This window comes from Promicromonospora sp. NPDC019610, from assembly GCF_044389365.1.
Lineage (GTDB): Bacteria > Actinomycetota > Actinomycetes > Actinomycetales > Cellulomonadaceae > Promicromonospora.
This window is the reverse complement of the sequence record NZ_JBIRXX010000003.1, coordinates 572495-592861: the sequence shown is the minus strand read 5'-3', so window position 1 is coordinate 592861 and position 20367 is coordinate 572495. Positions and strand designations below refer to the sequence as shown.

Here is a 20367-nt window from a genome sequence, read left to right as displayed (position 1 = left end):
GCGCAACGGTTCCACCTACTCTGACCTGCATGGGTTGGTACGAGCGGTGGCAGGGGTGGACGGAGCGGCACAGGTTCCTCGTGGACCTCACGTGGACCGTCCTGTTCGGGCTCCTCGCGCTGGTCACCTCGACCGACCTCTACTCGTCCGGACCGACGACACAAGCCATCATCATCTCCGCCACCGTGCTGGCCCCGATGCCGTGGTGCCGCACCCGTCCGGTGATCTCCTGCGCGCTCGTCTTCGTCGCCTGCATGGTGCACATGACGTTCCTCGGGGTGCCGGTCGTCCTGCCCGCGGACCTCGTCGTGCTCGTGTCGCTGTACTGCGTCACCGTGTACGGGCCCCGGTGGTCGTACCTGGCGGCCGGCGGTGCCGCGGTCGTCGGGGTGCTGACGCTGGGCATCTCGGGCTGGATCAACTTCGGCAGCAGCCTCGCGCACGGGATCCCCACGATGATCGGGGCCGGCTCGCTGCTGGCCACCGCCTTCGCCCTGGGCCTGGTGCGCAGGTCGCGCCGCCTCATGATGGAGGCGCTGCGCGACCGCGCCGAGCGTCTCGAGATCGAGCGTGACCAGCAGGCGCAGATCGCCACCGCCGCCGAGCGGGCCCGCATCGCCCGCGAGATGCACGACATCGTGGCGCACTCCCTGTCCGTGGTCATCGCGCAGGCCGACGGCGGACGGTACGCCGCGGCCGCCGACCCGGCCGCCGCCCAGCGCTCGCTCGGCACCATCGCCGAGACCGGCCGCGCGGCGCTGGCCGACATGCGCCGGCTGCTCGGCGTGCTCCGCGAGGGCCCGGACGACGGCGGCATCCCGCTGGGCCTGGTGGCGCCGGACGGTGCGTCGTCGCGCCGCCCCCGGTCGGCGTCCGGCACGGGCGGCGGCGGCGCGGCGCTCGGTCCGGACGCCGACCGGGCCGGGGGCGCGGGGGCCGCCGTCGCGGTCCCGGAGGGCGGGGCGCCCCTGCGCCCCCAGCCCGACGTCACGGACCTGCGCGACCTCGTCGACCAGGCCCGGGCCGACGGCCTGCGGGTCTCCTGGGCCCGGGTGGGCGTGGAGCGGCGGCTGCCGCCCGGCGTCGGGCTCACGCTGTTCCGGGTGTGCCAGGAGGCGCTCACCAACGTGCGCAAGCACGCCGGCCCCCGGCCCGCCGTCACCCTGCTGCTGCGCTGGGGCGAGGACGAGGTGGAGCTCCGCGTGGACGACGACGGCCGTGGGCTGGCCGCGGCCGGGTCCGCCGACGCGGCCGAGCCGCAGCCCGCGGCCGGCTTCGGCCTGCTGGGGATGCGGGAGCGCGCCGAGATGTTCGGCGGGACGCTGACGGCCGGGCCGCGCGGCGGCGGCGGGTTCTCGGTGCGGTTCGTCGTACCGATCCCACGGGCCGAGGCTCCCGAGCCGGCCACCCCCGCGGAGCCCGCCGAACCCGTCGCGCCCGGCGCACCCACCACCGAACCGAGCACCACGCCGAAGGAGAACGATGACTGACGCCCTCGACACACCCGTACGGGTCGCCCTGGTCGACGACCAGCCGCTGGTCCGCGCCGGGCTGCGGATGGTGATCGACTCCCAGCCCGACCTGCGGGTGGTGGTCGAGGCCGACGACGGCCGCGACGCGCTGCGCCTGCTCGCCGCGACGGCGTCCGACGTGGTGCTGATGGACGTGCGCATGCCGGGCATGGACGGGCTGTCCGCGACGCGGGCGCTGCTGGGCGAGGGCGGGGTGGCGGCGGGCGACCCCCGCGTCGTCGTGCTCACCACGTTCGACCTGGACGAGTACGTGCTCGACGCGATCCGGGCCGGTGCCAGCGGGTTCCTCCTCAAGGACGCCCAGCCGGAGGAGCTGCTCACGGCGATCCGCACGGTGCACCAGGGCGACGCGGTGATCGCGCCGTCGTCCACGCGGCGGCTGATGGAGCGCCTGGTCACGGCGCTGCCGCCCGAGGAGGCGGCGGGCCCCCAGGAGGCGCTGGCCGGCCTCACGGGCCGCGAGCGCGAGGTCCTGGTGCTCATGGCGCGCGGGCGGTCCAACACGGAGATCGCGTCGGACCTGTTCGTCGCGGAGGCGACCGTCAAGACGCACGTGGGCCGCATCCTCGCGAAGCTCGACGCGCGCGACCGCGTCCAGGCCGTGGTGACGGCGTACGAGACGGGCCTGGTCCGCCCGGGCGCCTGACCCGGTCACTCGGCGGCGAGCGCCGCGACCGGGTGCGTGCGGACGGCGGCGCGGGCGGGCACCACGGAGGCGAGCAGCCCCGCGACGAGCGCGACGGCGAGCACCACCCCCACCTCGGTCCACGGGACGACCAGCGGCACCTGGCCGAGCACGGACAGGGCCGTGGTGGCGCCCACCCAGCCGTAGACCAGGCCCAGCACGATGCCGAGCACGGCACCGACGCCCGCGATGACCATGCCCTCGACGGCGAGCGTGGCCCGGAGCTGGCCGCGGGAGAGCCCGATGGCCCGCAGCATCGCGTTCTCGCGTGTGCGTTCGATGACGGACAGCGACAGTGTGTTGGCCACGCCGACCAGCGCGATGAGCACGGCGACGGTGAGCAGCCCCACCACGATGGAGAGGATCACGTCGACCATCCGCTGGTAGGCGGACCGTTCGACGACCGTCCCGGTGACGCCGACCGTCTCCCCCGTGGTCGAGACCGCCGCCTGCACGGCGGAGACGACGTCGGCGGCGTCGCGGTCGTCGTCGACCTGCGCCCACAGCTCGCCGGCGGCCAGGCCCGGGGCGAAGGCCGCGAGGTCCTGGGGCGTCAGGTAGGCGCGGTCGGAGCGGGAGCCGCTGTGCACGACGTCGAGGGTCACGCGGCCGCCCGGACCGGTGAGCACGAGCGTGTCGACGCCCACCAGGTCGTACAGCGTGGCGGCCCGCTGCGGCACGACGATCGTGCCCGGCCGCAGCCGGTCGGCGTCGGCGGGGGTGTTGGCGACGGACCGCAGGTCCGCCGGGTCGACGGCGGCGACCTGCACGGGCGTGCCCCCGTCCGCCCGGCGGGCCGACGCGTTCGTCACGGGGACGACGGCGCCCAGCCCGTGGACGCCGGCCAGGGCGTCGGTGACCACGGCGGGCACGGCGGCCGCGGCGCCGGCGGCGGCGTGCGCGGTGCTGGTGAGGCGCAGGTCGACGGGGAACCGGGCGTCGAGCTGGTCGTTCATCGTGAGCCGCGCGCTGGCGGCGCCCGTGGTCATCATCGAGACCAGGGTGACGCCGATGAGCAGGGCGGTGGAGGTCGCCGCCGTCCGCCGGGGGTTGCGCAGCGCGTTGGCGGAGGCCAGCCGGGCCGTGGCGCCCCCGGCGCCGGCCAGGCGTCCGAACAGCGCGGCGACGCGGGGCAGCCAGAAGACGGATCCCACGATGATCCCGACGAGCGACACGGAGCCGCCCAGGACCGCGGCGAACAGCCCGGTGTCGATGCTGCCGGACCGGCCGAGGGCGACACCGGCGGCCATCACCGCGAGCCCGCCCAGGGTGGCGAACGCCGCGAACACCGCGCGGGCCCGGCCGGTCCCGGCCGGGTCGAGGCCGGCGGCCGGGCGCAGCGCGGCGAGCGGGGCGACCCGCGACGCGGCGCGCGCCGGGGCGACCGCGGCGGCGAGGGTGACCAGCAGCCCGGCCGCGAGCGGCACGAGGAACGCCGTCGGGGTCAGCGGCACGGCCCGCGGCAGGGCCACCCCGAGGTCGAAGGCCGGCGCGACCAGCAGCCCGGCCTGCACGAACAGCGAGCCGACGACGATCCCCGCGACCGAGGCGACCGAACCGAGCACCACCGCCTCGAGCAGGACGCTCCGGTGGACCTGCCCGGTGCCCGCCCCCACGCAGCGCAGCAGCGCGAGGGTGTGCGACCGCTGCGCCACCAGCACCTGGAACGTGTTGGCGATGACCAGGCCCGCCACCACCAGGGACACGGCGGCGAGGGCCAGGACGAACACGAGGTAGACGATGTTCTGGCCGCCGGAGATCCCCGCCACCACGTCCTCGGCGTACTCCTCGGGGGTGGTGACGCCGGTCGCGGACGGGACGGCCGCGGCGAGGGCGGCCCGGACGTCCGCGACGGCGGCCTCGTCGCCCGGCCGGTCGAGGGCGACGACGACGGTGCGCATGCCGGACGCTTGGCCGGACGCCGCCCCGGCCGCCGACCCGGCGAGCTGCCGTCCCAGTGCCGCCGGGGTGACGACGGCGACCCCGCCGCCCGCGGCGTACGCCGAGACGGGGTCGTCGACCAGGCCCGAGACCGTGAGCGTCTCGACGGCCTCCTGGCCGCCGTAGCACTCGGCGCCGCGCTCGCCGAGGCCCGGCCCGCCCGCGCCGGGCCTGCCCGCGCCGGCCTTGCCGGCCCGGAGGCAGCGGGTCGACGAGACGGTGTCGCCCACGCCGACGCCGAACAGCTCCGCGACGTCCACGGGGAGGGTGATGCGGTCCGGGCCGTCCGGCCAGGTGCCGTCGGCCAGCACCAGCGGCGTCAGCCGAGGGTCGGACGGCGCGGCGACGAGCGACTGGCGGACCGTCCGGCCGCCGTGGGCGAGCTCCACGTAGGTGCCGCGGAACCCGTCGGCGGCCGCGACACCCTCGACGGCGCGCACCGCGTCGACGTCCGCCGGCGTCATCGTGCCCGCCCGGTCGAAGACGACGAGGTCCGCGTCCGCGTACTGCGCGGCCACCTGGTCGTACGTGGTGCGGGTGACGACCGTCCCGGCCTGCAGCGTCGCCGCGACGAACGCGGTGCTGATGAGCACCGCGAGCCCCGCGGCCGCGAGCCGGCCGAGGCTGCGCCGCATCTGCGCGAACGTGAGGCGGACCGTGGGGCCGACGGTCAGCACGCGCGGCCTGGCCGGCCCGACGGGAGGTACACGATGGGGGTCCACGGGATCTCTCCTCGGGTCGTCGCGGCTGCTGCGTGCTGACCGTCCGTGCCGGGCGCTACTCCGCGGCGAGCGCCGCCACGGGGTGGGTGCGCACGGCGGCCCGCGCGGGTACGACCGAGGCGACCAGCCCCGCGACCAGGGCGACGCCGAGCACCAGCGCGATGTCGGTCCACGGGACCACGAGCGGCACCTCGCCCATCACGGACAGCGCGGTCGCGGCGCCGGCCCAGCCGTACAGCAGGCCGAGCAGGACGCCGAGCACGGCGCCGACCCCGGCGATGAGCATCCCCTCGATGGCGAGGGTGGCCCGGAGCTGCCCCTTCGAGAGGCCGATCGCCCGGAGCATGGCGCTCTCGCGGGTCCGCTCGATGACGGACAGCGACAGGGTGTTGGCCACGCCGATCAGCGCGATGAGCACCGCGACGGCGAGCAGTCCGACGACGATCCCGAGGATCACGTCGATCACCTGCTGGAACGTGTTCCGCTCGACGACCGCGCCGGTCACCTCCACGACCTCGTCGGTGGTGGACACCGCGTCCTGCACCGCCGCGACGGTGGCGGCCACGTCCTCGCCGTCCGCCACACCGGCCCAGACCAGGTTCGGCCGCAGGTCGGGGTAGATGGCCGCCAGGTCCTCCGGCACCATGAACGCCCACGCGTACTGCACGTCGCTGCCGACCACGTCGAGCGTCGTCGTGCCGCCGGGACCCGTCAGCTCGATCTCGTCGAGGCCCTCGAGCCCGTAGCTGGTGGCGACCTGGTCGGGGACCACGAGCGTGCCCGGCCGCAGGTCCCCGAGCGCGTCGGGGGTGTTCACCACGGCGCGCAGCGCGTCGGGCGCCACGGCGATCGCGGGCACCACCGACCCGTTCTCGTCGTCGGTCGTCGCGGTGACCGAGGTGACCTCGGTGACGCCCCGCAGGCCGGGGACGCCGTCGACGGCGTTCGTGACGACCGACGGCATGGCGGCCTGCTGGCCGTCGTCGTCGTACGTGGTGGACGCGACCTCGAGATCGACCGGGTACCGTGCGTCGAGCTCGTTGTCCATGGAGACGCGGGCACTGGCCGCGCCCGTCGTCATCATGCCGACGAGGGTGACGCCGATGAGCAGCGCGGTCGACGTCGCCGCCGTCCGCCGCGGGTTGCGCAGGGTGTTCGCCGCCGCGAGGCGGGCCGACGGGCCCGCCGCGCCGACCAGCCGGCCGATGCCCGCGGCGACCTTGGGCAGCCAGAACACCGAGCCGACGATCACGCCGATCAGCGACACCGTGCCCCCGCCGACGGCGGCCAGCAGACCGAGGTCGATGGTGCCCGACAGCCCGAGCGCGACGCCCAGGCCGAGCACGGCGAGGCCGCCGACCGTCGCGAGGACGGCGAAGACGGCGCGCAGGCGCCCGGCGCCCTTCTGCAGGGTCGGCGCGTCGCTCGGCCGGAGCGCGGCCAGCGGCGCGACCCGGGCTGCCGCGAGGGCGGGGGTCAGGGCGGCGACGAGGGTCACGACGATGCCGACGGCGAGCGGCGCGACGAACACGGGCCAGCTCAGGGTGATGGCCTGGGGCAGCGGCACGCCGAGGTCGAAGGCCGGCGCGATCATGAGCCCCGCCTGGACCAGCGCCGAGCCGAGGACGATCCCGGTCACGGACGCGACGGTGCCGAGGATCGCCGCCTCCAGGAGCACGCTGCGGTAGAGCTGCCCCGTCGTCGCACCGACGCAGCGCAGCAGCGCGAGGGTGCGGGCGCGCTGGGCGACGAGCACCTGGAACGTGTTGGCGATGACCAGGCCGGCGACCACGAGGGCCACGGCGGCGAACGTCATGACGAAGACCAGGAAGATGATGTCCTGGCCGCCCGACATGGAGGCGACCGACTTCTCGGCGTACTCCTCGGTCGTGGTGACGTCGGTGGCCGCGGGGACGGCGGCGGCCAGGGCGGCACGCACCTCGTCGACGGCGTCGGCGTCGGCCGACGGGTCGAGCGCGACGACCACGGCGCCGGCGGTCGGCTCGGTGTCGGGCCCCGCCTCGTCCGCGAGCCACCGCGCGAGGGTCTGCTGCGCCACCACGGCGGCACCGCCCATCGCGCCGTAGGCGGCGTACGGGTCGTCGACGAGGCCGGTGACCGTCAGCTTGTCGACGACCTCCCCGCCCTCGTACGTCTCGCTGCCGTCGTCCGCGACGACCGGCTCGCCCGCGACCCACCGGGACGACGCGACCTCGTCGCCGAGGCCGACGCCGAGGCGGTCGGCGACGTCGGCGGGGAGCGCGATCTCGGCGGCCGTGGCGGGCCAGGCGCCGTCGGACAGCTCGAGCGGGGTGAGCCGCTCGTCCGAGGCCGTGCCGACGATGCCCTGGAAGATCGAGGTGCCGGCGTGGTTGAGCTCGGTGTAGGACATCGCCTGGGGGTCGGCGGCGACGACGCCCTCGACGCCCCGGACAGCCTCGACGTCGGCGTCCGTCAGGGACTCGTTGTCGTCGAAGACCACCAGGTCGGAGTCGGCGAGGCCCGCCGCGACCTGGTCGTAGGTCGTGCGCGTGATGACGTTGCCGGCCAGCAGGGTCGCCGCGACGAACGCGGTGCCGATGGTGATCGCGATGCCCGCGGACGCGAGGCGTCCGAGGCTGCGGCGCATCTGCGCGAGGGTGAGGCGTGCCGCCGGTGCGGTCCCGGCCATCAGGCGCCGGCCCCGGTGGTGACGGCGGGCTCCAGGGTGCGCAGGGCGTCCAGCCCGGCCATCGCGGACTCCGGCGTGGGGTCGCTGATGTCACCCGCGATCCGGCCGTCGGCGATCAGCACCACCCGGTCCGCATACGCGGCCGCGGACGGGTCATGGGTGACCATGATGATCGTGCGACCCAGCTCCCGCACCGAACGACGCAGGAACGACAGGACCTCCGCACCGGACCGGGAGTCGAGATTACCCGTGGGCTCGTCGGCGAACACCACGTCCGGCTGCGCGATCAACGCACGCGCGATCGCGACACGCTGCTGCTGCCCACCCGAGAGCTCACCCGGGCGGTGGGTCAGCCGCCCGGTCAGACCCAGGGTCTCCACCAGGGTGTTCAGCCACGCCCGGTCCAGGGTCGCCCCGGCCAGCTCGACGGGCAGCGTGATGTTCTGCTCGGCGGTGAACATCGGCAACAGGTTGAACTGCTGGAACACGAACCCGATCCGGTCGCGCCGCAGACGCGTGAGGGCCTTGTCGTTCAGGCCGGTGATCTCGGTCTCGCCGAGGAAGGCCTGCCCGCCGGTGGCGGAGTCCAGACCGGCCAGCAGGTGCATCAGGGTCGACTTACCCGAACCCGAGGGGCCCATGATCGCGGTGAACCGGCCCTGCTCGAAGTCCACGTCCACGCCGTCCAGGGCGCGCACGATCGCCTCACCCTTGCCGTACGTCTTGGTCAGGTTCCTGGCTCGGACGGCACGGGCGGCCCTGCCCGAACCCGGAGCCGGCTGGTCCGCCGGGACGTACACGGTGGTGTCCACGAGATTCTCCTCGGTGATCGACGCTGCTGGATGCTGGCGCTGCCGGATGCTGGCGCTGCTGCGTGCTGCACGGGTCGCCGGTGGCGGCACGCGCCGGGCGTCGCCTGCGGGAACCTGTCCCGTCCGCGGCCCGGAAGTGGTCCGGCCTTCCCGGGGAGGACCCCGGTTCGGCCGGCAGCTACGAACCTACGGAGCCGGGGCCGGTCTGGACATCGGGCGTCGGCCTGATCCTTCCCTGGTCATGTCATCCCTTGGTCGTACATCTCGTCAGCCCCGGGTAGGGGCAGTCCCCCAGGGGTTGTGCCCCAGGGAGCGCGACGAAGAGCCTGTGGAAACCGGGGTCGTGCACAGAAACCCTGGTCAGGGCCCTGGACGCGCCAACCCGTGGCCAGGCTGGGGGGCATGACCGCAACCTCGGCGTCCGACGGCGCCGTACGCCTGACCCTGCACCCGGGCGAGGACGTGCTCCTGCGACCGGGCACGCGCCTCGGCGCCGTACGCGCGCCGCTGGCCGCGCTCGTCCGCCGCCCCGAGCTGCGGTGGGCGCCGCTGACGGTCGACGGTGTGCGCCTGACCGACGACCAGAAGGTCGGCGCGCGCCCACTGCTGCCCGGCGCGGTGCTGCGGGTGCGGCGGCCGGAGGACGCCGGGGCGGATCCGGGGGCCGGGGCGGGGTTCCGGGCGGATGCGGGGGCCCGGCTCGGCGTCGCCGGTCCTGGTGGGGCCTGGCTGGTCGTCCGGGTGACCGGACCCGACGCCGGGACGGTCGTGCGCGTCGACGGACCATGGGCGGCCCTGCGCGCAGCGGCCCGCCTGCGCCGGGGCGGACGGCTCGCGATCCGCCGGTCCCGGGATCCGGCCGACCTGCTCGCGCCCCGGCCGGCGTCCGCCGCGCCCGGCGGCGTCGCGTGGCCGCTCGTGCTGCTCCCCGCGATCGCGTCGCTGGTGCTCGCGGCGGTCCTGCGCCAGCCGGTCCTGGCCGTGTTCGCCCTGGTAGGCCTGGTGGTGGCCGTCCCGCAGCTGCGCGCCGCCCGGCAGCGGACGGCGGGCCGGACCGCCGCGCTGGGCGGGGCGCGCGAGCTGCCCGGGCCGGCACGGTTCCTCGCGTTCGCGCACGCCGCGCTCCACGTCTCGCCGGGCGCCTGGACGGCGGCGCGGGCGGCCGGGGCGGCCGTCCGGGCAAGTCGTGCGGGACCCTCCGGCGTCCTGTTCTCCGGCGTCCTGTTCTCCGGCGCGCTGTCCTCCGGCGCGCTGCCCGGACCGGTGGACCTCCCGTCAGCACCGGACGGCCCGTGGGCCGCGCTGCTGCGGGACGGCGCGGTCGCCGTGCTCGGCCCCGCGGACCTCGCCCGGTCGGTCGCCCGCGCGCTGGTCGCCGGGCTCGCCGCCCGGGGCACGGCCGTGCGGGTCGACGGCGACGCCCCGGGCTGGTCCTGGGTCCGCTGGCTCCCCGACGGCGAAGCGTCGGTGCAGGTGGTCGACGGCGGGTCGGGCGGCGTGGCAGGCGGTGCCGCGGGCGGGCCCGCGCCGCCGTCCGCCCACCTGGTGGTGACCGTCGGGGCCGTGCCGCCCGGCTGCCGGGCGGTGATCCAGGTGCTCGACGCGCGTCGGGTCCGGATCACGGGGCCGGACGGCGCCGCGCGGACCGTGCCGCTGGTCGGCGTCAGCGCCGAGTGGGCGGACCACCTGGCCCGGCTGCTGGCGGGCGCCGCCTGGCTCGGCCGGACGGCAGGCACGCTGCGGGGCTCGACCGCCGGCAGCGGCAGCGAGACCGGCCACGCGCTCGTCGACGGCGGCACCGGCAGTGCCCTCCCCGGGACCCCCGATGCCCGGCGGAGCCTCGCGACGGCACACGCCGACGACCCGCGCCTGCCCGCCGCCGTGCCCCTGACCAGGGCGCACGGTCTCGACGAGATCCCGGGGCCGGACCAGGTCGCCGCTCGCTGGGCGCGCGCCGACGCCTGGTCCGTGCCGCTCGGTCTCGGCGCGGACGGCGCGCCCGTGCCTCTGGACCTGGTCCGGGACGGACCGCACCTGCTCGTCGCGGGCACCACCGGGTCGGGCAAGTCCGAGCTGCTCCAGACCCTGGTGCTCGGGCTGGCGCTGGCCCGGTCGCCCGCCGACGTCGCGCTCGTGCTGGTCGACTTCAAGGGCGGCGCGAGCCTCGGCGCCTGCGGCCGGCTGCCGCACGTGGTGGGGCAGGTGACCGACCTCGAACCCGGCCTGGCCGCACGGGCGCTCGCCGGGCTGCGCGCGGAGCTGCGGCGCCGGGAAAGGATCCTCGCCGAGCACGGCGCGGCCGACGTCGTCGCCCTCCCGCCGGGCGTGCTGCCCCGGCTGGTCGTCGTGATCGACGAGTTCCGCGCCCTGGCCGACGACCTGCCCGCGTTCCTGCCGGCGCTGCTGCGCATCGCGGCGCAGGGCCGGTCGCTCGGCGTGCACCTGGTGCTCGCCACCCAGCGGCCGGGCGGTGCCGTCGGACCGGATCTGCGGGCCAACGTCAGCGCCCGGCTGGCGCTCCGGGTCACCGATCCGCTGGAGTCGCGCGATGTGATCGACGATCCCGCCGCCGCGTACCTCCCGGGCACGACGCCGGGACGGGCCGTGCTGCGCATCGGATCGACGCCACCCGTCCTGCTCCAGTGCGCACACGTCACGATGCCGCCCGAGGCACGACCGCCCCTGGTGCGCCGCGCACCCGCGCACACGGCAGGCCGTGCGGCGGTACGACGCGCCGCCGTCCCGGACACCCCAGGACCGGACGTCGCCACGCTGGTCGTCGACGCCGTCCGCCGTGCCGCCACGACGCTGGGCCATCGCCCGGGCGCGCCACCCTGGCTGCCGCCGCTCCCCCGGTCCGCGGGGGCCGCCGACCTGCCCCCGCGCACCCGGCGCGACCGGGACGGCCTCACGTTCGCCCTGGGCGACGACCCGGAACGGCAGCGCCGCACGACGATCGCCTGGCGCCCCGGGGACGGCCACCTCGCGGTGCTCGGCCGGGCCCGGTCGGGCCGCACGACAGCCCTGGTCACGGTGGCCCTGGCGGCGCTGCGCCAGGGCTGGCGGGTCCACGGGGTCACCCGCGACGCCGCCGGGCTGGGAGCGCTCCGGGACCGTCCCGGCTACGCCGGCACCAGCCACCCGGACGACGCCGAGGCACTGGGCCGCCTGCTGTCCGGCGAGCCCACGGCACCCCGCACGCTGGTGCTGATCGACGGCGTCGAGGACGTGCGCGCCACCCTGCCCGTCGCGGCGCTGCGGTCGGGCGTGACGTTCGCCGTCACGGCCGACGGCCCGTCCGTGGGCGGCCTGGCCGCGCGCTTCGGACCGCACCTGGTGCTGCTGAGCGCCGACCGCGCGGCCGACGTCGTGCTCGGGGCGCCGGCGACGCTCGCGGGTGCGGGTGGGCCGCCGGGCCGGGCCGCCTGGTGCGGCCGGGGCGATCCGGTGCTGTGCCAGGTGCTGGAGCCGGAGGCCGCGCCACCGGATCAGACCGGACCGGACCGGCCGAGGGTGATCAGTCCTCCGAGCGGGTCCCGGACGTCGCCGCGACGACGGAAGGCGTCATGAGCAGCACGGCCACGCCCACCGCGATCACGAGGGCCGCCCACCCGCCCGGGACGGAGGGTCCGCTACCGCTCCCGATCGCCGCGATCGACCCGATGATCTGAAAGAGCTGCCAGGTCACGACGGGTCCGCGACCGGACCGACGACCCGCGAGAAGTGCACGGCAGCACACCACGAGAACCCAGGCGACTCCCAGGAGGAACAAAACCAGAAAGAGGCTCACTCCGACCGACATGGAACCGCCCGTAATGAGTTCGCCAAGGAGCACCAGAGCGAACGCAACGAGGCCGATCACCTCGGCCACGACGCCGATCACGAGGGCACGAAGAAACGGCGGGACACGAGGCGCGAAAAAGGCTTCCAGTACGGGCACGACGGACTAGGATACTTGCGGGACGGGTATTCACAATAGTGTGACGGATACCTCAGGGTTCATGGCCCAGAAACTTCGCCGTAACCCCTTGTGCGAGCGTTCACGAGCGTGTGAACCTAGATGCAGCAATCCCACACACCCCCGAACACACCCCCGTCGGTCGCCGCCTGGCGTTCAGGGATCGGAAAACGATCCACAACCAGACCTGCGCGCCCCAGACGCACGACGACGATGCTCCCTCGTGGCGAGCCGGACGGTGGGAAGTTCCTTCCAAGGAGTACGTGACCATGGACTGGCGCCACCGCGCAGCATGCCTCGAAGAGGACCCCGAGCTGTTCTTCCCCATCGGCAACACGGGCCCCGCCCTGCTGCAGATCGAGGAGGCCAAGGCCGTGTGCCGTCGCTGCGACGTAGTCGACACCTGCCTCAAGTGGGCGATCGAGTCCGGCCAGGATGCCGGCGTCTGGGGCGGCATGAGCGAGGACGAGCGCCGTGCGCTCAAGCGCCGCACCGCGCGCGCTCGTCGCGCAGGCTGAACCGACAGCACAGCACCACCCCGCACCACGATCTCCGCGAGCCACGCCTGAGCACGCCCCCTCCGCCCAGGCGTGGCTCGCGTCTTTCCTGACGCCGTCAGGAGCGGGCCGGCTCCGCCACCCGGAGCACGAGCTGCAGCACCACCTCGGTGCCACCGCCGGGCCGCGCCGACCACTCGATGGTCCCGCCGAGCTCGTTGGTGACGAGCGTGCGCACGATCTGCGTGCCCAGGCCGCTGCCGGGGCCCCGCCCGCCGGCACCGCCGTTCTCGGGCAGCCCCACGCCGTCGTCGGCCACGACCACCCGCAGGTCGGAGTTCTCGCGCTCCACGGCGATCTCCACCGTGCCCGCGGAACGCCCGACGAACCCGTGCTCGACCGCGTTGGTGACCAGCTCCGTCAGCACCAGGGCGAGCGGCGTCGCGTCCTGCGCCGGCACCATGCCGAACGAGCCGGTGCGCACGGTCCGCACCGAGGTGTCCGCCGAGGCGACGTCGGCGGTGAGCCGCAGCGCCCTGCCGACCATGTCGTCGAGCTCGACCTGCTCGTCGAGCGTCTGGGAGAGGCTCTCGTGCACCAGCGCGATCGTGGAGACGCGCCGCATCGCCTCCTCGAGCGCCTCCTTGGCGGCCGGAACGTCCATGCGCCGGGCCTGGAGCCGCAGCAGCGCGGCCACGGTCTGCAGGTTGTTCTTCACGCGGTGGTGGATCTCACGGATCGTCGCGTCCTTGGTGATCAGCTCGCGCTCGCGCCGGCGCAGCTCGGACACGTCGCGGCACAGCAGCACGGCGCCGATGCGCTGGCCGCGGTCGGTCAGCGGCATCGCCCGCAGCGACAGGGACACCCCGTGCGCCTCGATGTCCGTGCGCCAGGGGGCACGCCCCATCACGACGAGCGGGAGCGACTCGTCCACGGGCTGGAGCTGCTCCACCATGTCCGCCGTCACCTCGACGAGGGACTGCCCCACGAGCGGGCCGATCACGCCGAGCCGGTGGAAGCACGACAGCGCGTTGGGGCTGGCGTACAGCACCTCGCCCTCGGAGTTGAGGCGGATCAGGCCGTCGCCGACGCGCGGTGCGCCGCGGCGCGACCCGGTCGCGGCGTTCGGCAGCGGGAACTCGCCCCGCGGGATCATCGCCACGAGGTCGTCGGCCGCCTCGACGTAGTTCAGCTCCAGGCGCGACGGCGTGCGACCCGAACCGAGGTTGGTCTGCCGCGCGATCACGGCGACCGCCGTGTCCTTGTGGACGACGGGGATCGCCTCCTCCCGCACGGCGTACGCGCCGAACCAGCGCGGCTCGCGGGCGCGCTGCGCCTTCGCCTCGGCCATCGCCCTGGCGAGCTGCGGGCGCTGCCCCTCGGGCGCGAACGAGCCGACGACGTCGTCGTAGTGCACGGTCGCGCCGGTCGAGGGACGACACTGCGCGATCGCGACGAACCGTCCGTCGTCGGTCGGCAGCCACAGGACGAGGTCCGCGAACGCGAGGTCCGAGACCACCTGCCAGTCGCCGACCAGGAGATGCAGCCACTCCACGTCGGCCGGCTCGAGGTCGGCGTGCTCAAGGATCAGGTCACTCATCGCGGACACGCGCCCAGCCTATGTCGGAACCGGCTCGTGGCCCGATGAGGGCGCGGCGCGTACCCGGGGCCCGCCCACGGCTCCCTCGGATCGGACGTGCGCAACGCGTCGGTTAGAGTTCGACCACCGGCATGCCCCGTCGGCGCGAGGAGGAGAGCCCGTGCACCTGACAGTGGACCTGACGTTCCCCGCAGACATCGACGACGTCTCCGCGATGCTCGCCGACGAGTCGTTCGTGCGGTGGCGCGCCCAGCGCTCCACCGGCTCGGTGAACGGCGTGGTCGAGCAGGCCGACGTCACGGGGAGCGCGGTCACCGGTTTCACCGTGGTGGTGCGCCGCACCCTGCCGACCGACATCATCCCCGTGCAGGCCCGCCCGTTCGTGGGTGCGCACCTCGAGATCCGCCAGGCCGAGGCCTGGGAGGCGGCGTCCGACGGCCGCCGGACAGGCACCGTGGCGGTCGAGATCCTGGGCGCGCCGGTACGGGTGACGGCCACCGCCGCCCTGACCGCCCTGCCCGACGGCGGCACCCGCCTCACGTACGCCGGTGACGTCCGGGCGACGGTGCCGCTGTTCGGCACCGTGATCGAGGAGGCGGCGGTCAGCGCCGTGCGCACCACCCTCGAGACCGAGGCCGCGGCCGGGCGCGACTGGCTGGCCGGCAAGCGCACCGGAACGGCCTGAGCCGTCCCGAGACGGGACTTCCCCTGAGGGGGAGGCCCCTGCCAGGATGCCCCTGCGGACCGCGCCGGACGGTGCGGTCCGGCTCAGATCCTGACGAGTTTTTTCCCTTCCAGGCACGACTGCGGCATTTCAGACATCGTTTGCTAATTGGTACTTTACGTTCGTTCCACCTCGTTCGTTTCCCGACGGCGAGGTGCTGGAACCTGAGCGAACATTCGTGTCGGATGTAGGCGAGTTTGTGCTCTGATATCGCTTTCACGCATCCACACGCGTACCGAACCCGAGGAGTATCAGTGCCCACCAAACACGGACCGGTCCGAAGCCGGACCGTCGCCACCCGCCGCGCGGCTGTCGCTACGCTCGCGGCCTTCGTCCTGCCCCTCACCGGATGCGGTTCGCTCCTGGGTGAGGACACCGCGGGCTCCGGCGACGACGACGCTCCGATCACCCTGACCGTGTCCACGTTCAACGACTTCGGGTACACCGACGAGCTGCTCGCCCGGTACACCGAGGAGCACCCGAACGTGACCGTCGAGCACATCGTGGCGCCGACGTCCGACGAGGCCCGCCTGCAGATGCTCAAGGCGTTCACCACGGGTGACGGCTCCGAGCTCGCCGACGTGGTCGCGGCCGAGGTCGACTGGCTGCCGGAGCTGATGGAGCACTCGGAGCTCTTCGAGGACCTGACGGATCCCGAGGTCACCAAGCGCTGGGTGGACTGGAAGGTCGCGCAGGCGACGACCACGGACGGCGAGCTCCTGGGCTACGGCACCGACATCGGCCCGGAGGCGATCTGCTACCGCGCCGACCTGTTCGAGGCGGCAGGACTGCCGACCGGCCGCGACGAGGTCGCCCAGCTGCTCGGCGGCAAGGACGCCACGTGGGAGCGCTACTTCGAGGTGGGCCGTCAGTTCACGGCGCAGTCCGACGCCGCCTGGTTCGACGGCACCACCGGCATGTTCCAGGGCATGGTCAACCAGCTGCCCGCCGCGTTCGAGGACCCGGCGACGCAGAAGCCGACCGACCTGGCGACCAACAGCGAGGTCCGCGCGATCTACGACCAGATCACCTCCGGCATCAACGACGGCCTCTCGGCCGGCCTGGAGCAGTGGACCCCGCAGTGGACGGCCGGGTTCCAGCAGAACGCGTTCGCCACGATGCTGTGCCCGGGCTGGATGATGGGCCCGATCGAGTCCTACTCCCAGGGGGTCAAGGGCTGGGACGTCGCCAACGTCTTCCCTGGTGGCGGCGGTAACTGGGGCGGCTCGTTCCTGACCGTGCCGTCGGCCGGCCTGCACACGGACGAAGCCAAGGAGCTGGCCGCCTGGCTCACGGCGCCGGAGCAGCAGACGGAGGCCTTCACGACGGCGGGTGCGTTCCCGTCGCAGATCGAGGCCCAGGACTCCGAGGCCGTGCAGGGCTACGTGAACCCGTTCTTCAACAACGCGCCGGTGGGCAAGATCTTCACCGCGCGAGCCCAGTCCATCGACGGCGCCCCGCACAAGGGCCAGTACTACTTCGCCATCCGTGACGAGGTCAACAACGCGCTGGCCGCCGTGGACGCCGGGACCAACAGCCCCGAGATCGCCTGGAACCAGGCGGTCCAGACCGTCTCCGGCTTCCGGGTCAAGGAGTAGGCGAACCAGGCTTCGCCCACTCCCCGCCTTGACACGGCGGGGCACAGAACGCAACGATCAGGTCGCGTGGTAGCGCTCCCACACCCCAGGAGTGGGAGCGCTCCCAATGCCGGTACGCGGATGTGCCGAGCCCGGCACCAGAGCGCGACCCGCAGGAACCCGCAGAACCCGTAGGACCAGACCGCACGACAAGGGAGTCCCCAGTGCTGAGCAGTACCCGACCCACGCGGCGCGCAGCCGCCCGTACCCTCCAGGCGACCGCCGGCGTGGCCGCTGTCGCCCTGGCCCTCACCGCCTGCGGCGGCGGATCCGACGAAGGATCCGGCGAGGAGGACGGTCCGATCACCCTGAAGGTCGCGACGTTCAACGACTTCGGCTACACGGACGAGATGCTCGCCGAGTACACCAAGGAGCACCCGAACGTCACCGTGGAGCACGTCAAGGCCGCCACGACGGACGACGCCCGCAGCAACATGACCACCAAGCTCGCCGCCGGCGGCGAGGGCCTGGCCGACATCGAGGCCATCGAGGTCGACTGGCTGCCCGAGCTCACGCAGTACCCCGACCTGTTCACCGACCTGGCCGACCCGGAGCTCGACGGCCGCTGGGTGGACTGGAAGGTCCAGCAGGCCACCACGCCCGACGGCAAGATCATCGGCTACGGCACCGACATCGGCCCCGAGGCCATCTGCTACCGCGCCGACCTGTTCGAGAAGGCCGGCCTGCCGACCGACCGCGAGGAGGTCGCCGAGCTGCTGGGTGGCGAGGACTCCACGTGGGAGGACTACTTCGCCGCGGGCCGCAAGTTCGTCAAGAAGTCCGACGCCGCCTGGTACGACAGCTCCGCCGGCACGTTCCAGGGCATGATCAACCAGCTGCCCGCCGCGTTCGAGGACCCGGAGACGGGCGAGGCCAAGGACCTGGGCGACAACGCCGAGGTCAAGGCGATCTACGACGAGATCGTCGGCTCGGTCGACGACGACCTGTCGGCCGGCCTGGAGCAGTGGGGCGACGACTGGGTCGCCGGCTTCCAGAACGACGCCTTCGCGACGATGCTCTGCCCGGCCTGGATGACCGGCCCCATCGAGCAGAACTCCGGTGGCATCGAGGGCTGGGACGTCGCCGACGTCTTCCCCGGTGGCGGCGGTAACTGGGGCGGCTCGTTCCTGACCGTCCCGGCCTCCGGCGCGCACACCGAGGCCGCCAAGGAGCTCGCCGCGTGGCTGACCGCCCCGGAGCAGCAGACCAAGGCGTTCGAGACCTCGGGTACGTTCCCGTCGCAGATCGAGGCGCAGGAGTCCGAGGCTGTCCAGAGCTTCACCAACGAGTTCTTCAACGACGCCCCGGTGGGTCAGATCTTCTCCACCCGCGCCCAGGCGATCGAGGGTGCCCCGTACAAGGGCGCGCACTACTTCGCCATCCGTGACGAGGTCACCAACGCGCTCAACCGCGTCGACATCACCAAGTCGCAGGACGCCGACGAGTCCTGGGACGAGGCCGTCGAGAAGGCTGCCGCGCTCGGCTGAGCAGGCTCTGCCTGAACCGGGCCCTGGGCCCGAACTGCTGGCCGCGACCGGTGGTCGGGCTCGTCGAGACACCCGTCTCGGCGAGCCCGGCCACCGGTCGCGCCACGCGGGCGTCGCACCGAAGCGACGACACGACGATGACACAGCGGAAGATGACCGGAAGATGACATGGCCGTCCTGACACCTCAACGATCGGCACCGGGGTCCGGTGCACCACAGCGCGAGTCGCGCAGACTCGGCTTCTCCCAGCGGCTCGGCCGCTGGGACGTGAAGCTCTCCCCGTACCTGTACATCTCGCCGTTCTTCATCCTGTTCGCGGTGACCGGCCTGTTCCCCCTCGCGTACACGGCCTACGTGTCGGTGCACGAGTGGAGCCTCCTGGGCGGCCAGGGCGACTTCGTGGGCCTGCAGAACTTCGTGGACGTGCTGAACCAGCCGACGTTCTGGAAGTCGCTGGGCAACACGCTGTCGATCTTCGTGCTGTCCTCCGTGCCGCAGGTGATCATCGCGATCACCATCGCCGCGCTGCTGGACCAGAACCTCCGGTCCGCGACGTTCTGGCGCATGGGCGTGCTCATCCCCTACGTGGTCGCCCCCGTGGCCGTGTCGATGATCTTCGGCCGCCTGTTCGCCGACCAGTACGGCCTGATCAACTCGCTGCTCGGCCTGGTCGGGCTCGACCCGATCGCCTGGCACGGCGACCGGCTCGCCAGCCACGTCGCCATCGCGAGCATCGTGAACTACCGCTGGATCGGCTACAACGCGCTGATCTTCCTGGCCGCCATGCAGGCCGTGCCGCGCGACCTCTACGAGGCCGCCGTCATCGACGGCGCGGGCCGCGTGCGCCAGTTCTTCTCCATCACCGTGCCGCAGATCCGCGCCACGATCATCTTCGTCGTGATCACCTCGACCATCGGTGGCCTGCAGATCTTCGACGAGGTCCGCATGTACGACGCCACCGGGCTCGGCGGTCCGGACAAGAACTGGATGACCACCGTCCTGTTCCTGTACGACGTCGCGTGGGGCAACCAGCACAGCCTCGGCCGCGCCTCGGCCGTCGCCTGGATGCTGTTCCTCCTGATCATCCTCATCGGCTTCGTCAACTTCCTGGTCACCCGCCAGATCTCGACGTCGGGCACCGACAAGAAGCCCAAGCGCAAGCGCATCACCAGGGGGAACGCATGAGCTCCGTCGCCGTCACCGCCCAGACCGCCGGCGAGCGCGCGGCCCGGGCCGCCGCCCGCCGCAGGGACCGCAAGGCCGCCGGCAGCGCCACCCGCCGCGCGAGCTGGATCGTCTACGCACTGCTCGGGATCGTGCTGCTGATCTCGATCTTCCCGCTCTACTACACGCTGCTGCTGGGCTCGTCCGACCCGGTGGAGATCTCGCGCAACGCGGTGCCGCAGTGGTACCCGGACCTGTCCCTGTTCACACAGTTCCGCACGGTCATCGAGTCGACCCAGATCAACTTCTGGAAGGCGCTGACCAACTCGGTGATCATCGCCGTCGTCGTGTCCGCCGCCGTCGTGCTGTTCTCGACGCTCGCCGGCTACTCGTTCGCGAAGCTGCGCTTCCGCGGCCGCGGGCCCCTGCTCGTGTTCGTCATCGCCACGATGGCCGTGCCGACCCAGCTCGGTGTGATCCCGATGTACATCCTCATGTCGGACCTGCACTGGATCGGCAAGCTCCAGGCCGTCATCGTCCCGGTGCTGGTCAGCGCGTTCGGCGTCTTCTGGATGACGCAGTACCTGTCGGAGTCGCTGCCCTACGAGCTGATCGAGGCCGCCCGCGTGGACGGCGCCTCGATGATCCGCACCTTCTGGAGCATCGCGCTGCCCGCGGCCCGCCCGGCCGCGGCCATGCTCGGCCTGTTCACGTTCGTGCAGCAGTGGACCAACTTCTTCTGGCCGTCGATCGTGCTCAGCTCGGAGAACCCGACGCTGCCGCTCGTCGTAAAGTCGCTGCAGTCGAACTACTTCGTGGACTACTCGTTGGTCATGGGCGGTGTGTTCCTCGTGACGCTTCCGCTGCTGGTGATCTTCGCCTTCGTCGGCAAGCAGCTCGTCGCAGGAATCATGCAGGGAGCCGTGAAGGGATGACC

At 73.5% G+C, this 20367-nt stretch carries 14 protein-coding genes; 9 read left to right on the top strand and 5 right to left on the bottom strand.

All coding sequences use genetic code 11. The features are described 5' to 3' along the window. Positions 1-29 precede the first annotated feature (29 nt). Together ACH45N_RS23810 and ACH45N_RS23805 are read left to right on the top strand one after the other, a co-directional pair. A complete protein-coding gene (locus ACH45N_RS23810; protein ID WP_397398430.1) occupies positions 30-1490 on the top strand; it encodes a sensor histidine kinase in 1461 nt (486 codons plus the stop codon). Continuing rightward, complete coding sequence (locus tag ACH45N_RS23805; protein ID WP_377227852.1) at positions 1483-2178, top strand: response regulator; 696 nt, start codon at positions 1483-1485, stop codon at positions 2176-2178. The genes ACH45N_RS23810 and ACH45N_RS23805 overlap by 8 nt, the downstream gene beginning before the upstream one ends. Positions 2179-2183: 5 nt before the next feature. Here ACH45N_RS23805 and ACH45N_RS23800 read toward each other — a convergent pair whose 3' ends face one another. From ACH45N_RS23800 to ACH45N_RS23790, 3 genes are read right to left on the bottom strand one after another with little or no spacing between them, the layout of a single operon-like run. After that, on the bottom strand, positions 2184-4880 hold the full coding sequence (locus ACH45N_RS23800) for an FtsX-like permease family protein (RefSeq protein WP_397398429.1): 2697 nt from the start codon (positions 4878-4880) through the stop codon (positions 2184-2186). Positions 4881-4935: 55 nt separating this feature from the next. Beyond that, the gene (locus ACH45N_RS23795) at positions 4936-7509 is read right to left on the bottom strand and encodes an ABC transporter permease (protein WP_397398428.1); all 2574 of its coding nucleotides are present in this window, start codon (positions 7507-7509) and stop codon (positions 4936-4938) included. Between the two features lie 41 nt (positions 7510-7550). Beyond that, positions 7551-8363: an ABC transporter ATP-binding protein gene (locus ACH45N_RS23790; protein WP_397398427.1), complete on the bottom strand. Its 813-nt coding sequence runs from the start codon at positions 8361-8363 to the stop codon at positions 7551-7553. Positions 8364-8765: 402 nt separating this feature from the next. Between ACH45N_RS23790 and ACH45N_RS23785 the strand changes: the two genes are divergently transcribed. Further along, positions 8766-11933, top strand: a complete 3168-nt coding sequence (locus ACH45N_RS23785) for an FtsK/SpoIIIE domain-containing protein (RefSeq protein ID WP_397398426.1) — start codon at positions 8766-8768, stop codon at positions 11931-11933. Here the strand turns inward: ACH45N_RS23785 and ACH45N_RS23780 are convergent. Beyond that, positions 11881-12303, bottom strand: coding sequence for a hypothetical protein (locus ACH45N_RS23780; RefSeq protein WP_397398425.1), 423 nt, complete (start codon positions 12301-12303; stop codon positions 11881-11883). The genes ACH45N_RS23785 and ACH45N_RS23780 overlap by 53 nt on opposite strands. Positions 12304-12590: 287 nt before the next feature. On the opposite strand from ACH45N_RS23780, the gene ACH45N_RS23775 reads away from it, so the two are divergent. Continuing rightward, the gene (locus ACH45N_RS23775) at positions 12591-12839 is read left to right on the top strand and encodes a WhiB family transcriptional regulator (RefSeq protein ID WP_026365970.1); all 249 of its coding nucleotides are present in this window, start codon (positions 12591-12593) and stop codon (positions 12837-12839) included. 97 nt (positions 12840-12936) lie between these two features. On the opposite strand, the gene ACH45N_RS23770 is transcribed toward ACH45N_RS23775, so the two are convergent. Then, positions 12937-14418 carry a sensor histidine kinase gene (locus ACH45N_RS23770; protein ID WP_397398633.1) on the bottom strand — a complete coding sequence of 494 codons (1482 nt, stop codon included), beginning with the start codon at positions 14416-14418 and terminating at the stop codon, positions 12937-12939. Positions 14419-14578: 160 nt separating this feature from the next. On the opposite strand from ACH45N_RS23770, the gene ACH45N_RS23765 reads away from it, so the two are divergent. The 5 genes from ACH45N_RS23765 (at position 14579) to ACH45N_RS23745 (ending at position 20365) form a co-directional block, all read left to right on the top strand. Then, complete coding sequence (locus ACH45N_RS23765; RefSeq protein ID WP_397398424.1) at positions 14579-15103, top strand: DUF2505 domain-containing protein; 525 nt, start codon at positions 14579-14581, stop codon at positions 15101-15103. Positions 15104-15396: 293 nt separating this feature from the next. Continuing rightward, entirely contained in the window at positions 15397-16740 is a 1344-nt protein-coding gene (locus tag ACH45N_RS23760; protein WP_397398423.1) for an ABC transporter substrate-binding protein, read from the top strand. 203 nt (positions 16741-16943) lie between these two features. Further along, on the top strand, positions 16944-18266 hold the full coding sequence (locus ACH45N_RS23755; RefSeq protein WP_397398422.1) for an ABC transporter substrate-binding protein: 1323 nt from the start codon (positions 16944-16946) through the stop codon (positions 18264-18266). Between the two features lie 168 nt (positions 18267-18434). Next, complete coding sequence (locus ACH45N_RS23750; protein ID WP_397398421.1) at positions 18435-19451, top strand: carbohydrate ABC transporter permease; 1017 nt, start codon at positions 18435-18437, stop codon at positions 19449-19451. Beyond that, a complete protein-coding gene (locus ACH45N_RS23745) occupies positions 19448-20365 on the top strand; it encodes a carbohydrate ABC transporter permease (RefSeq protein WP_357486326.1) in 918 nt (305 codons plus the stop codon). The genes ACH45N_RS23750 and ACH45N_RS23745 overlap by 4 nt, the downstream gene beginning before the upstream one ends. Positions 20366-20367 lie beyond the last annotated feature (2 nt).